Here is a 13,339-nt window from a genome sequence, read left to right on the forward strand (position 1 = left end):
CCGGAAAAGACTATAATTAGCATAAATGTTAATTAAGGAGACTGTTAAACAATGTCCTCGACAGATCCTCTGAGTCAGACCTTTGCGGCGCTTGCAGACCCGACACGGCGGGCTATTCTGGAACGCCTGGCCAAAGGGAAAGCGCCCGTCGGCGAACTCGCGGCGCCTTTCGACATTTCGGCGCCGGCTATTTCGCGGCATTTGAAGGTGCTCGAAAAAGCCGGTCTGGTCCGGCGCGAAACCGACGCGCAGTGGCGGCGCTGCAGCCTGCAGCCGGAACCTCTGATGTCCGTCGACAAATGGATCGGCAAGCACCGCAAGTTCTGGGAGCAGCAGTTCGGGCAGCTGGCGGGTTATCTCGATCGTGCACGGCAAATTCAGATGCGGGCCGAGCAGGCGGGTGCGAAGCCGAAAGCCATGAAGGGTCGCGATGGCGGGAAATGACAGTCCGGGACGTGACAGTCCGGGGCGCTCGGTTTGAAAAGCGATAGGTCCGTGACATGCCCCTGAAGCAAGCAGGTCCCATGCACAGGGCGTTGGCTCTGGCACGTACGGCCGCGGCGGCGGGCGAGGTCCCGGTCGGTGCCGTCCTTGTGGATGGGAAGAGCGGTGAGCTGCTCGCGGAGGGACACAATCTGGTTGAGACCCGGCATGATCCCACGGCACACGCCGAACTGCTTGTCATCCGCGAGGCCGCTGAAAAACTGGGACAGACGAGACTGGAGCAAGCCGATCTTTACGTGACACTGGAGCCCTGCCCAATGTGCGCGGCGGCGATTTCCTTTGCGCGCCTCCGACGGGTTTACTTCGGCGCCTACGACCCGAAAGGCGGCGGCGTCGATCATGGTCCCCGGATCTTCGAGCAACCGACATGTCATCACCGTCCCGAAGTGATCGGAGGGATGGAAGAAACCGCCTGCGCGGAAATTCTGCGCGATTTTTTCAAGGCGCGTCGGTAGTCTGTTCCAGACGGCTGAACCGATAAGCGTCCATTTGACAAGGAATTTGCCGCGATGATCGAGAGCTTCAATCCACCCGACGTCTGGGCGCCTTTCGGTGCCTTTTCCATGGGCGTTGTGCAGGGTGAGGGACAGACTCTTTATCTGAAGGGGCAGGTGTCGCTGGATCCCGCCGGCGAAGTGGTCGGGCAGGACGATATGCAGGCTCAGGTCGGGCAGACCCTGAGCAATATCTCAGCGGTCCTGGCCCATGTGGGCGGAACCATGGCCGATGTTGTCTCGCTCACGCAGTATGTGACGGATATCGAGGCCTTCATGGCCTCGGGCGCGGTGCGGAAGAAATTCTTCGCCGAACCCTATCCTGTGACGACGACCGTCGAGGTCTCGCGACTCTATGATCCCAGGCTGATGGTTGAGATCACGGCGATCGCAGAGATCCCAAGAGAACGGTTCCGTCACCCGAACAGGGCGTGACGAGGAAGCAGTCTAGCCGCGTTTGATGGCCCGCCAGCCGATGTCTCTGCGGCAGAAGCCGCCCGGCCAGTCGAGGCGGTCGACCGCCACATAGGCGCGTGCCTGCGCTTTCGCGATATCGGGCGCCCTCGCCGTGACATTGAGCACACGTCCGCCGTTGGCGAGGATCTCACCTGCCTCACCGGCCTTCGTACCCGCGTGGAAGATGACGACGCCCTCTTCCGCTCCGGCCTCGGTCAGACCACGGATTTCATCGCCTTTGCTGTAACTGCCGGGGTAGCCTTTGGCGGCCATGACGACGGTCAGGGCCGTTTCCTGATGCCATTGCAGCTCCGCCTGTTCGAGGGTTCCGTCATGCGTTGCGATCAGCGCTGGCAGGATATCGGATTCCAGCAGCAGCATCAGCACCTGGCACTCCGGGTCGCCGAAACGCACGTTGTATTCGATCAGCTTTGGTCCGTCCGGGGTCAGCATCAAGCCGGCATAGAGCACCCCGGTGTAGGGTTTTCCTTCCGCGCGCAGACCGTCAATCGTCGGTTTTATGATCTCGGCCAGGACCTGCCGCTCCAGATCCGGCGTCAGGACCGGCGCGGGGGCATAAGCGCCCATACCGCCGGTATTGAGTCCTGTATCGCCATCACCAACGCGTTTGTGATCCTGGGCGGAAAGGAGGGAAAGGACCGAGAGCCCATCGGTCAGAACGAAAAAGCTCGCTTCTTCCCCGGTCATAAATTCTTCGATCACCAGTTCCGCACCCGCGTCGCCAAAGACCGCGTCGGTCATGGCCGCATCGACGGCCTGCTCGGCGGCCTCGACCGTCTCGGCGATAATCACACCCTTGCCCGCGGCCAGACCGTCGGTCTTGACCACGATCGGTGCGCCTTGCTGGCGGATGAAGGCCTTGGCCGACTCCGTATCCCGGAAGCGGCCGTAGGCGGCCGTGGGCACGTCGTACTTTGCGCAGATATCCTTCATGAAGCCTTTGGATCCCTCAAGCGCGGCTGCTGCGGCGGAAGGGCCGAAAGACTTGATGCCCAGGGCGTTCAGGCGGTCGACCAATCCCAGAACCAGGGGGCCTTCGGGACCGACAACGACAAAATCGATCTTGTTTTCGCCACAATAATTGGCGATAGCCTCTACGTCCTCGGCGCCGACGGCGACGCAGGTCGCAAGCGATGCGATGCCCGCATTGCCCGGTGCGCAATACAACTCGCTGCAGAGCGGAGACTTCGCAAGAGACCAACAAAGTGCGTGCTCGCGCCCGCCCGAACCGACTACAAGAACCTTCATTGAAAATACTTTCTTCTAAACCTTCGAGTCTGATCGTTTTTCACTGTCTCAGTGAAAAACGGAGCTCAGCTCCTCCTCCACATGCTTAGAAAGCGATCCATGGTCCCAACGGCGTCAATCGGAAACAGGTGCAGTCTAAGTCGTCCTTCTAAGTCATCCTTCACTCCGCGCGGCTTTTTAGCATAGGATGCCGACGCAATGAGCGACTTTTCTACAGACGGCGGCGGGATGGTTCCAGGAGAACCGTCTAATATGCCCGAGTTCTCGGTTTCTGAAATCTCTCAGGCCGTCAAGCGGACCCTGGAGACCAGCTTCGACCGGGTCCGGGTGCGCGGTGAGATCTCCGGTTTCAAGCGCGCGGCCTCCGGCCATCTCTACATGGCTTTGAAAGACGATTCCGCGGTTCTCGACGGTGTGTGCTGGCGCGGTGTCGCCGGACGGTTGGGGATGCAGCCTGAAGACGGCATGGAAGTGATCGCCACCGGCCGCCTGACCAGCTATCCCGGGCGCTCGAAGTATCAGATTGTCATCGATCGCATGGAGCTGGCGGGCGCGGGCGCGCTTCTCAAGCTGCTCGAAGACCGCAAGAAAAAGCTCGCGGCCGAAGGCCTCTTCGAAGCAGAGAGAAAACGCGACCTGCCTTTCCTGCCGGAAGTGATCGGGGTCGTGACCTCACCCACCGGGGCGGTCATTCGCGATATCATGCATCGTCTGTCAGATCGCTTTCCGCGCCGGGTTATGGTTTGGCCTGTGGTCGTGCAGGGCGATGCGGCGGCAGGCCAGATCGCCGCGGCCATTCGGGGCTTCAACAGCCTCTCCGAAACCGGGGCCGTGCCCCGTCCCGAGGTGTTGATCGTTGCGCGTGGCGGCGGAAGCCTGGAGGATCTCTGGGCCTTTAACGAGGAAGTCGTTGTCAGGGCGGCTGCCGAATCCGACATCCCGTTGATTTCCGCGGTCGGGCATGAAACCGATACGACCCTGATCGATTTTGCTTCGGACCGGCGGGCGCCGACTCCCACGGCAGCGGCGGAGATCGCGGTCCCCGTACGCGCGGAGCTGACGGCGCAGACTCTGGATCTCGAGCGGCGTTTGCTCGCCGGGGCGGGCCGTTTCCTGACGGAGCGCCGCATGGAAGTCGAGGGTCTGGGACGCGGCCTGCCGGATCCCAGACGTTTGCTCGAGGAAAAGACTCAGCGCCTGGATGACTCCGCCGAACGGCTTGGCAATGCCATGAACAACTTCATTGGTTACCGGCGCGGCACTCTGGTTGAACTGGCAGCGCAGTTGCCGCATCCGAGACAGCAAATACGCTTGTCCCGGCAACAGCTCTCGGCGCAGAGCGAACGCTTGAAATCCCTGCGTCCGCGTCTGGTCGAACCTTTCCGTCAGGCGTATCAGCGGATTGATGCCGGACGGCGCCTTGGCGAATCAGGACGCGATCTGACCCGGGAACGGCAGCGGGTGGTCGCCGAGCTGGGCCGCATCCTCGAGAGCGTTTCGTACAAGAATGTTCTGCAGCGCGGCTTCGCGGTTGTGCGCGGTGAAAAGGGAAGCGTCGGTCGTGCGGCGGAGGTTGCCGACGGCATGAAACTGGACATTGAGTTCCATGATGGGCAGGTTTCTGTTACGGCCGGTGACGCTCCGACGCTTCGGCAACCAGATGACAAGCCGCCCGTTGTCAAAAAAACGAAACCAATAAAGTCCAAAAGTAGCAGCCCTTCCAAAGGCGACCCTCAAGGAACTTTGCTATGACATGGCAAAAGCTGAATTCTAGCTTTCTAACGTTTTTTCTCTTGTTGCCGTTGCTCGGCCCGGCTCATGCCGCGGGTGATCTGATTCTCGATGGTAATCTGATCCAGGGCGGCTTGATTATCGGGACCGTGACGCCGGGTGCCGAAGTCCAGATCGGCGACCGTGTGCTGCGGGTTTCGCCTGAGGGGCGTTTCGTGCTTGGTTTCGGGCGGGATGCGGAGGCTGAAGCGGAACTGAACGTTACCTATCCGGATGGTTCCAAGGAGGCCCGCCTTCTACCGGTCAAACCCCGGACCTACGATGTCGAATCGATTAACGGCGTGCCCCAGAAATACGTATCCCCGCCCGAGGAGGTTCAGGCGCGGATCCGGCGCGAAAATGAGGAAATCGCCCGTGTGCGCGCGATCGACCTGCCGGAACCCTGGTTCGAAAATGGATTCGTCTGGCCGGTCATCGGGCGGATCAGCGGCGTGTATGGCAGTCAGCGTATTTTTAACGGCGAGCCGCGACGGCCGCATTTCGGAGTTGATATCGCCGCCCCCAAGGGCACGCCGATCGCAGCGCCCGCGGACGGAGTTATCTCCCTTGCAGAGCCGGACCTCTATTACAGCGGCGGCACCGTCATTCTGGATCACGGACACGGCCTGACCTCGACCTTCCTGCATATGGATTCAATCTCGGTCGAGGTTGGCCAGAAGATCACGCAAGGCACCGAGATCGGAACACTGGGCAGCACCGGACGCTCCAGTGGTCCGCATCTGGACTGGCGGATGAACTGGTTCGAGGAACGCATCGATCCGCAGCTTCTGGCGGGGCCGATGCCTGCAACGAACTAGAGCGCGTCATGTTTTAACGGAAACACTCTGTGTTTTCGCTAAAACATGTGAACCCGCTCTACATCATATAATTAGAGCAGATTCACCCGTACGACGCATCGCCGTAGGCGATTCCATCTAAACCGGATCTGCTCTGGGTCTGTGGAGCCAGGCGAGACGCAAAACGTCAATCCTTGGCTTCCATCGCGTCATAGGTAGCCTTGGGCCAGCGCCGATGCAGCCAGAGCCAGTCCTCGGGCTTCTCGGTGATCCAGCCTTCCAGCAAGCGGTTGAGTTGTTCCATGGTGTCGGAAATGTCCTGTTTCCGGTTGCCGCTGTCGGGGTGTTCGATCGGCGGGAAGCAGGTCATACGGAAACGCCCCGGACCCAGCCGCTCCGTGCGGATCGGTATAATATCCGATTTGAAACGAAGACCGAGCTGCGCAGGCGCTGCCGGGGTCATGGCCGTATGACCGAAAAAGGAAACGGGAATTCCGTCGCTCATCTTCTGATCGAACAAAATCCCCAGGACACCGCCGCGTTTGAGAAGTTGCAGAGCCTGGCGTGCGCCGTCCGTGCCTTTCGAGATCCTTTGTCCGCCTGACATGCCCCGCAGCTTGTCGACGGCGGGCTGCACGTAAGGATTATTGGGCTCACGGACGATGATAGTCAGATCGACATCGTGCTGAGCTGCAACGAAAGCCATCACTTCCCAGTTGGCCAGGTGACCGGCGGCCAGGATCGCGCTGCGCTCCGAGGCGGCGCCGGCGTAAACATGTTCGGCCCCGACCAGCTCAACCCGGCCGGACTCCCTGGCGGTGATCTGGTCAAGGTGCGGGTACTCGAAGAGAACCCGGCCCAGGTTGTCCCAAACACCCAGAACAATGCGTTCTATCTCCGCGGAGCTTATTTCCGGAAAGGCCAGCCGCAGATTGCGCCGGGCCCGGTTCGACGTGGAAAGACGTGGGCCCACGGTGCGTCCGAGCCAGCCGCCGATATTCGAGGAAACATCGATCGGAAGAAGCCGGAAGACTCCCAACGCGATGAAGAGGCTGGCGGCTTCGACCGGATGTTTTACAAGTTTCTGGAAAAGCTTTTTGAAATTGGCGTCAGCCACGGGCGGAGGGTCCTTCTGTAACGGCTTCGATCAGCCGATCGATCTCCAAAGGAGTCTGCCATGACACTTCTATCGGCAAGGTGGCGATCCTGGCGCGGTGGCGGGGTGAAAGGCGCACGGCGTCCTTTTCCGTCGTGATTGCGATGGCGTTCAAGGTCTCCGCCCTTTCAAGCAGAGTGCCGATCTCGCTGTCGGTATAGGGGTGATGGTCGGCAAAGTCCCGTGTTTCTGCAATCTCGAACGATAATTCCCGCAAGGTGGCATAGAATTTTTCGGGCCGTCCGATTCCCGCAAAGGCCAGAACACGCCTGCCTGAGAGTTCATTACCGTTTTCGCGGGGTGTTAGTCTGGCCTGAATTGGAGTGATGGCCAGTTCTTCGGTCAGCGTTCTCATGAAATCGGTACTGGTTTCTCCCAGCAGAACAACGCCCTGTGCGCGGGCCAGACCCCTGGCCGCCGGTTCGCGCAGGGGACCCGCAGGCAGCACGGCGCCGTTCCCGAAGCCGAAACCGCCGTCAATGACGATCAACGACAAGTCTTTATGGAGCGAGGGGTTCTGAAAACCGTCATCCATGACGATGATCTCCGCCCCAGCCTCGGCGGCCGCGCGCGCGCCCGCCGGCCGGTCACGAGAGACCCAGGTAGGCGCTTCTTGAGCCAGCAGCAGCGCTTCATCACCAACGTCGGCGGCAGTGTGTCGTTCGGGCGATACCGCAATCGGGCCCGGCTCTTTGCCGCCATATCCGCGGGTCAGGGCATGGACCTGCAAACCGACGGCCTTCAATCGCGCGATAATGGCTAGGGCAACCGGCGTTTTTCCGGCGCCCCCGGCCACCAGGTTGCCGATGCAAATGACCGGTACCGGGGCGCGCTGGGGTTCTACGAGACGCAGGCGCAGTGCCCCGCCAAGGCTGTAAACTGCCGCAAAGGGCGACAGAAGCAGGGAAACAAGCCCTTTCCGGGACCAGAATTCAGGGGCGTGCATCGGCGGGCTCGATCGCTGTCTGGCCGAAATAACGATCGGCCTGCGCGGTGATGTCGTTCAGGCGCGCCTCCAGGAGCAGGCGGAGGGATTCCAGCTCAGCTTCGTTCGGCTCCTTGGGAACTGTGATCGGCGTCCCTACAATGATAATGCCGCGTGAAAAGGGCAGTGGCAGGCAAAAACGGTCCCAGGAGCCGAAGATCTTGCGGCGCGAAGTGTTTCCGGAGATCGGGATGATGGGAACGCCGGTCAACTGTGCGACTTTGATCGAGCCCGACTTCGCCCGCATGCGCGGACCACGCGGGCCATCCGGTGTGATGCCGACGTTGTTGCCCTCCTGCTCCAGGATCCGCTGCATGGACCGCAAGGCGGACATGCCGCCTTTCCGGCTCGACCCCTTGACCGTTGCGACGCCCAGGCGCGCGATCGCGCGCGATATCAGCACACCGTCGCTGTGCGCGGAAATCAGCACATGGATGGGGCGCTTATCGTTCCAGGCCCGGCGCATGTAAAGCATTCGCCCGTGCCAGAAGCAGGCGATAAAGGGCGCGTCCCCGAGGCGAAGGCGCCTGGATTCCTCGGATTCCTGCAGCGTCCAACGCACCGTGCGCGTCACCAGGCTCACGTAACCGGCGGCCAGCGCGGCGATGGAACCCTGCACTGCGCTGGATTTGAAGAAACGCTTGGAGAGACGCATAACCGGTGAAATCAATCCTGCGGGGCTCGGGCGATCACCTTCCTCGCAAAGGGAAGCGCCTGGTAAAAAGAGCTCTGACACCCTCTTGACGGGTCTGTTGGGGCGGTCCTTTAAGCCTGAATTCTGAATTCGCCGGAGCCATCCGAATCCCCACCTTGTTCAGCGAACTGAAGCGCGTAGAGCTTGGCATAGGCGCCGCCTTTGGCCAAGAGTTCCGCATGCCCGCCGCTTTCGATCAGGCGGCCCTTGTCCATGACATAGATGATATCCGCTTCGACGACGGTCGAGAGCCGGTGCGCGATCACCACCGTGGTTTTGCCGGTCATCAGCTTACTGAGCGCGGCCTGGACCTTGCGTTCGGACTCGCTGTCCAGGGCCGAGGTGGCTTCATCGAGCAACAGGATCGCGGCATCCCGGACCATGGCCCGCGCGATGGCGATCCGCTGACGCTGGCCGCCCGAGAGCTTACTGCCTCGGGGCCCGACCTGAGTGTCGTAGCCGTCGGGCAGGCCGAGAATAAAATCGTGTGCGCCGGCATGTTGCGCGGCGGCGATGATTTCGGCTTCACTCGCGTCCGGGCGCCCATAGGCGATGTTGGCGCGCACGCTGTCATCGAACAGCAGGACTTCCTGGCTCACCAGGGCAATGGAGCTGCGCAGGCTCTTGAGCTGCACGCCGCTGACGTCTTGCCCATCGATCGTGATGCGGCCCGCGTTCACATCGTAGAAGCGCGGAATGAGGTTGAGCAGGGTCGACTTCCCGGCCCCGGAGGCCCCGACAAGCGCGACGGTCTTGCCGGCGGGCACCTTAAGAGAGAGATCGTAAACGGCCGGGGCTTCCGGGTGGTAGCTGAAATCGACTTTGTCGAAGAGGATTTCACCACCGGAAAGGGCCAGGGCCTTGGCGCCCGGCTTCTCAACGATCGTCTCTTCTTCGTCCAGAATAGCAAAGAGCCGCTGTGCAGCTGCCATGCCTTCCTGCAGATTGACGTGCAGGCGTGCCAGTTTTTTGACCGGTTCGTAGGCCAGCAAAAGGGCGAAGATAAAGGCGAAGAAGGATCCCGGATCGCGCACATCGTCGATGACCTGATTTCCGCCGTAGATCAAGACGGCGACGATCGCCAGGCCGGAGAGAATCTCCATCACCGGCCGCAGGATCGCGCGTGTGCGCGCCGCCTTCACGTTTAGGTGGAAGACCTGATTAATCGTATGGCTGGCGCGCTTGGTTTCGTACGCTTCCATGCAATAGGCTTTGACGTAGCGGATCCCCTGGAACGCTTCGTCAAGGACAGTCGTCAGGTTGCCGACTTCGACCTGAGTGCTGCCGGAGACTTTGCGCATACGCTTGCCCACGCGCACGATCGGCAGGATTGCCGTGGGGAACGCGATCAAGGCCAGGGCCGAGAGCTGCCAGTCCTCGTAAAACATCACCGAGACCAGGCCGATGAGCGTAAAGGTGTCCTTGCCGAAAGAGGTCAGGGAGGTGGAGACGGCGGCCCGCAGCAAATTGGCGTCATTGACGAAGCGCGCGATCAGAGCCCCCGGTGCCGCGGCATGAAAAAATGCAAGAGGTGCGGTGATTAAGCGCTCGAAGAGCTGGGTCTGGATATCCGCAACGATCCTGTGCCCCACGACGCTCATCAGGACCGATTGGGCAAAGTCGGCAGCGCCTTTGGCGGCGAAGACCAGAAGGCACGCGATGGCAATCGGGATCAGGGCGGCTTCGTTTTTGCTGACGAAGATCTCATTGATGATCGGCTTGATGAGCTGCGGAAACGCGGCTGTGCAGCCGGCAACGATGACCATGAAGATAATGGCCAGGATAATCCGGGTGAGTTGAGGCCGGACATAAACGCGGATCAGGCGGCCCAGGAGTTCTTTAGTGGTTGCGTCCAGCGCCAGCTTGACTTTCGCCGGCTTCTCGGAGGCTGCAGATGTTTCGGTCAAAGTACGTCTTTTCAAGGTGAAATCCGCGCGGAGCTTACCACGCGTCGTGAGCCCTGCACTAGAGTGCTGTTATGGGGTTGACTTTGAGGTCTTGCGTTCACGAAGCGAGACATATATCCCGCTCGCGACAACGATGGCGACGCCGATCCAGCTCAAGTAGTCGGGGAAATCGCCGAAAAAGAGATAACCGACGATAGTTGCCATAACGATCTCGGAATAGCCGTAGGGTGCGAGCAGGGACGCCGGCGCCATTTGAAAGGCCTTTATGACCAGCAGGTGGCCGACCGCGGCGATCGCCCCCAGAGCTGCCATCAGGCCGATTTGTTCGAGATTTGGCGTTGTCCAGCTGAAGGGCACGATCAGCGAGAGCAGCACGGCGCCGATCAGAGCCGTATAAAAGAGCGTAATCAGCGGCGGTGCGCTGCCGGCCAGCCGACGCGTTGCGATCAGGTAGAGCGCATAGAAAGTACCTGCCGCCAGCGCGAGCAGCGCGCCGGAGCTGAACATGTCGGGACCGGGCCGGATAATGATGCAGGCGCCCAAAAACCCGACCACGACGGCGCTCCAGCGGCGCACGCCCACCGTTTCGCGCAGGAGCCAGGGTGAGAGCGCTGTCACGACAAGGGGCGAAACGAAGACGATCGCCAGGGCGTCGGCCAGCGGCATCAGGGAAATCGCCCAGAAAAAGCAGACTGTCGAGATGAGCAGGAGGCCGCCTCTGATCACCTGCAGAAAGGGCTGGCTCGGGATCAGCTGCGCGGGCCGGTGTCTGATCAGGATCAAGGGCAGAAGGATCGCGAAATGCGCGAAATACCGGGCCCAGCTCACCTGCATCACGGACATCTCCGTACTCAGGTGCTTTGCGATGCCATCCATGACAGGCACGATCGCCATGGCCGGAAGATAGAGCAGGATGCCCTTGAGCGGCGCGGACTCGACCGGGTAGGGTCCCGTCGCCGGGTATTCCGTGGCTGTCTCACGTTGCGGTATCATAGACGCTCTACTCTTGCCTGTCATGCAACACGGCAAAGCGTGCGAAATGCGATCCGGATACTAGAGGCAAGCCGGACGGAAGGTCAGCGGGAAGAAGGAAAATGCCGCTGCGTTTGCACTATGCGCCGGCGATGGTCATTCCCTCGATCCGCAGGGTTGGTGCGTTGGTGCCGAAGCGGAAAGTCAGGTCGCTGGCGGGGGTCAGATTCAGGAACATGTCCTTCAGGTTGCCCGCAATGGTCGCTTCGGAGACCGGATGTGCAATAACACCGTTTTTGATCCAGAAGCCTGCGGCGCCGCGGCTGTAGTCGCCGGTGACGCCGTTCACGCCCATGCCCATCAATTCGGTCACATAAATGCCGTCTGCAATATCGGCCATCAGCTCTTCCGGTGACTGAGATCCCGCCTCCATGTGCAGGTTCGTGGTCGAAGGGCTTGGCGGAGACGAAGTCCCGCGGGAGGCATGGCCGGTTGTCGTCAGGCCGAGCTGCCGGGAGGAGCGCAGGTCCATGATCCAGGTTGTCAGGCGCCCGTTTTCCACAATGGCGCGGCGCTTGTTCGCGACGCCCTCGCCGTCGAAGGGTTTGGAGCTGAGCCCGCGCGGACGATGCGGATCGTCGACGATGGTGATGCCCTCGGCGAAGACTGGCTGGTTGAGCTTGTCCTTCAAAAAGCTTGTGCCGCGGGCAATGCCGGCGCCGTTGATGGCGCCCGCAAGATGCCTGAGCAGACCGCCGGAGACCCTGGGATCGAAGACGACGCTGGCCTGGCCGGTCGGCGGCTTCTGCGGATTCAGACGCTTAACGGCTCTCTCGCCCGCCCGGCGCCCGATTTCTGCGGGATCTTCCAGGTCTTCCGCGAAGACCGCGCTGGAAAAATCGTAGTCTCGCTCCATCGCACTGCCCTCGCCACCTAGGACGGCGACACCCACGGAATGGCCGGAAGAGCCATAGGCGGCGGCGAATCCCGTACTGGTGGCAAGAGCGACGCGGGTCGAGCCCCAGCCGGCTTCCGCGCCCTCGGAGTTCGTGATGCCGGGCACGGCCCGGGCGGCTTCTTCGCAGCGGCGCGCCCGCTCGATCAGGGCATCGGGGCTGGGTTCCTCCGGATCGAACATCTCGATCTCGGGGATTTGGGTTGCCAGAAGTTCCGGGTCGGCGAGGCCGCAGTATTCGTCTTCGGGCACTTCGCCTGCCATGGCAACGGCGCGTTCCGCCAGGGCATTCAGGGTTTCCGGCTTCATGTCCGTGGAGGACACCATGGCCTGCCGTTTGCCCTTAAAGACCCGTAAGCCCAGATCACGGCTCTCCTCCCGCTCCATACGTTCGGTTTGACCGAGGCGTTGGGCGTGAGAAAGCGAGGCCGATTCAAAAACCAGGGCGTCTGCGGCGTCCGCGCCGAGAGCTTTGGCTTTTTTGATCAGGTCCTCGAGCAGATTGAGGGCTTCGCTGTCGGTGGTCATTGAGGAGATCCTGCGCTGAGAGAAGAGTCGCGTGATGATGCTGTCAGAAGGTCATATAGGTGCATGGGGGGCGGTAAGGCAATCTATTCGGTATTGTGAGCTGTATGAAGACGTGCCGTGGCTGTGAAGACACCAGCAGTGTCAACAGCTAGGCTGCGGTTTAAAGCCGCCAATTCGGCGGTTTTTTTCGGCTCGATGGTCGGATTTTCGCCGGTCCCGGCCGCGCGGGCAAAAAACGAGTGCGAGCAGCGCAGGTCCTTTTCGTAGCGATAAACGTCGTTTGTTCCCTGTGCTGCCGGAAAGTCTCGGGGGACTGCGCCTTCGGGACGGAACCCGGCTTTGAGCAGCACGCGCTGCGAGGCTTGGTTCTGAGCAAAGGTCTCCGCGGCGAGACGGGTGATTCCGCGATCCGCGGCAATGCGCTGGATGGCGTGAACCGCTTCAGTCGCATAGCCACAGGACCAATAGGGACGGCCCACCCAGTAACCGAGTTCCGGGACGGCTTCAGCGGTATTCAGGGCAACGGCGCCCAAAAAATTCCTGTCACGGTTTCTGAAGATACCGAAAGCCCAGGAGTCCGCCGTTGAATGCGCCTCGATCCAGTCTTGAGCGCTGCTGCGTGTGCAAGGGTGGGGCAGTCTGGCCATCATGGAGGCTGGCCTGGTGACGCCACCCAGAAGCAGGGCGAAGTTTCGGGCGTTTTCGGGTTTGAGCGGACGTAAAGTGATACGCGGCACTATTTCCTCACAGGACTCTGTCAATTCACAACCTGCATCGCTGTTTCTGCCTAGGCGCCAGTCTTCGCCGCGTTAGTTCCAGAGCCGTGCGTCGGGAGAGTGCAGCGGAGTCTGA

General features: G+C 61.1%; 13 protein-coding genes. 5 read left to right on the top strand and 8 right to left on the bottom strand.

Translation table 11 applies throughout. The features are described 5' to 3' along the window. Positions 1-51: 51 nt before the first annotated feature. Genes FKG95_RS02260 through FKG95_RS02270 form a run of 3 tightly spaced genes read left to right on the top strand, consistent with a single transcriptional unit; the run spans position 52 to position 1,433 of the window. On the top strand, positions 52-444 hold the full coding sequence (locus FKG95_RS02260; protein ID WP_142894676.1) for an ArsR/SmtB family transcription factor: 393 nt from the start codon (positions 52-54) through the stop codon (positions 442-444). A 56-nt stretch (positions 445-500) separates the two neighbouring features. Then, positions 501-959, top strand: a complete 459-nt coding sequence (locus FKG95_RS02265) for a nucleoside deaminase (RefSeq protein WP_246116657.1) — start codon at positions 501-503, stop codon at positions 957-959. 54 nt (positions 960-1,013) lie between these two features. Next, positions 1,014-1,433 carry a RidA family protein gene (locus FKG95_RS02270; RefSeq protein WP_142894677.1) on the top strand — a complete coding sequence of 140 codons (420 nt, stop codon included), beginning with the start codon at positions 1,014-1,016 and terminating at the stop codon, positions 1,431-1,433. A gap of 12 nt (positions 1,434-1,445) precedes the next feature. On the opposite strand, the gene purD is transcribed toward FKG95_RS02270, so the two are convergent. Next, positions 1,446-2,723, bottom strand: a complete 1,278-nt coding sequence (gene purD / locus FKG95_RS02275) for a phosphoribosylamine--glycine ligase (RefSeq protein WP_142894678.1) — start codon at positions 2,721-2,723, stop codon at positions 1,446-1,448. A gap of 252 nt (positions 2,724-2,975) precedes the next feature. Between purD and xseA the strand changes: the two genes are divergently transcribed. Beyond that, positions 2,976-4,475, top strand: a complete 1,500-nt coding sequence (gene xseA / locus FKG95_RS02280) for an exodeoxyribonuclease VII large subunit (protein WP_342779190.1) — start codon at positions 2,976-2,978, stop codon at positions 4,473-4,475. Beyond that, positions 4,472-5,311, top strand: a complete 840-nt coding sequence (locus FKG95_RS02285; protein ID WP_142894679.1) for a M23 family metallopeptidase — start codon at positions 4,472-4,474, stop codon at positions 5,309-5,311. Before xseA ends, FKG95_RS02285 begins: the two co-directional genes overlap by 4 nt. A 166-nt stretch (positions 5,312-5,477) precedes the next feature. Here the strand turns inward: FKG95_RS02285 and FKG95_RS02290 are convergent, their stop codons facing one another. The 7 genes from FKG95_RS02290 to FKG95_RS02320 all read right to left on the bottom strand — a co-directional run bounded on the left by FKG95_RS02290 (position 5,478) and on the right by FKG95_RS02320 (position 13,224). Continuing rightward, complete coding sequence (locus tag FKG95_RS02290) at positions 5,478-6,407, bottom strand: lysophospholipid acyltransferase family protein (RefSeq protein ID WP_142894680.1); 930 nt, start codon at positions 6,405-6,407, stop codon at positions 5,478-5,480. Next, a complete protein-coding gene (gene lpxK, locus FKG95_RS02295; RefSeq protein WP_142894681.1) occupies positions 6,400-7,392 on the bottom strand; it encodes a tetraacyldisaccharide 4'-kinase in 993 nt (330 codons plus the stop codon). The genes FKG95_RS02290 and lpxK overlap by 8 nt, the downstream gene beginning before the upstream one ends. Beyond that, positions 7,379-8,086 carry a lysophospholipid acyltransferase family protein gene (locus FKG95_RS02300; RefSeq protein WP_142894682.1) on the bottom strand — a complete coding sequence of 236 codons (708 nt, stop codon included), beginning with the start codon at positions 8,084-8,086 and terminating at the stop codon, positions 7,379-7,381. The genes lpxK and FKG95_RS02300 overlap by 14 nt, the downstream gene beginning before the upstream one ends. A gap of 110 nt (positions 8,087-8,196) precedes the next feature. After that, positions 8,197-10,032, bottom strand: coding sequence for an ABC transporter ATP-binding protein (locus FKG95_RS02305; protein ID WP_246116658.1), 1,836 nt, complete (start codon positions 10,030-10,032; stop codon positions 8,197-8,199). Between the two features lie 69 nt (positions 10,033-10,101). After that, on the bottom strand, positions 10,102-11,025 hold the full coding sequence (locus FKG95_RS02310) for a DMT family transporter (RefSeq protein ID WP_142894683.1): 924 nt from the start codon (positions 11,023-11,025) through the stop codon (positions 10,102-10,104). Between the two features lie 118 nt (positions 11,026-11,143). Then, positions 11,144-12,487: a TldD/PmbA family protein gene (locus FKG95_RS02315; RefSeq protein WP_142894684.1), complete on the bottom strand. Its 1,344-nt coding sequence runs from the start codon at positions 12,485-12,487 to the stop codon at positions 11,144-11,146. Positions 12,488-12,570: 83 nt separating this feature from the next. Continuing rightward, entirely contained in the window at positions 12,571-13,224 is a 654-nt protein-coding gene (locus FKG95_RS02320; protein WP_179953891.1) for a GNAT family N-acetyltransferase, read from the bottom strand. Positions 13,225-13,339 lie beyond the last annotated feature (115 nt).

The organism is Denitrobaculum tricleocarpae, assembly GCF_007004665.1.
GTDB lineage: Bacteria > Pseudomonadota > Alphaproteobacteria > Kiloniellales > Kiloniellaceae > Denitrobaculum > Denitrobaculum tricleocarpae.

Excerpts from the sequence above, each read along its gene's own strand:
- purD (WP_142894678.1), bottom strand. The coding sequence starts at position 2,723 with ATGAAGGTTCTTGTAGTCGGTTCGGGCGGGCGCGAGCACGCACTTTGT.
- lpxK (WP_142894681.1), bottom strand. The coding sequence starts at position 7,392 with ATGCACGCCCCTGAATTCTGGTCCCGGAAAGGGCTTGTTTCCCTGCTT.
- FKG95_RS02270 (WP_142894677.1), top strand. The coding sequence starts at position 1,014 with ATGATCGAGAGCTTCAATCCACCCGACGTCTGGGCGCCTTTCGGTGCC.
- FKG95_RS02260 (WP_142894676.1), top strand. The coding sequence starts at position 52 with ATGTCCTCGACAGATCCTCTGAGTCAGACCTTTGCGGCGCTTGCAGAC.
- FKG95_RS02300 (WP_142894682.1), bottom strand. The coding sequence starts at position 8,086 with ATGCGTCTCTCCAAGCGTTTCTTCAAATCCAGCGCAGTGCAGGGTTCC.
- xseA (WP_342779190.1), top strand. The coding sequence starts at position 2,976 with ATGCCCGAGTTCTCGGTTTCTGAAATCTCTCAGGCCGTCAAGCGGACC.
- FKG95_RS02265 (WP_246116657.1), top strand. The coding sequence starts at position 501 with ATGCCCCTGAAGCAAGCAGGTCCCATGCACAGGGCGTTGGCTCTGGCA.
- FKG95_RS02310 (WP_142894683.1), bottom strand. The coding sequence starts at position 11,025 with ATGATACCGCAACGTGAGACAGCCACGGAATACCCGGCGACGGGACCC.
- FKG95_RS02315 (WP_142894684.1), bottom strand. The coding sequence starts at position 12,487 with ATGACCACCGACAGCGAAGCCCTCAATCTGCTCGAGGACCTGATCAAA.
- FKG95_RS02285 (WP_142894679.1), top strand. The coding sequence starts at position 4,472 with ATGACATGGCAAAAGCTGAATTCTAGCTTTCTAACGTTTTTTCTCTTG.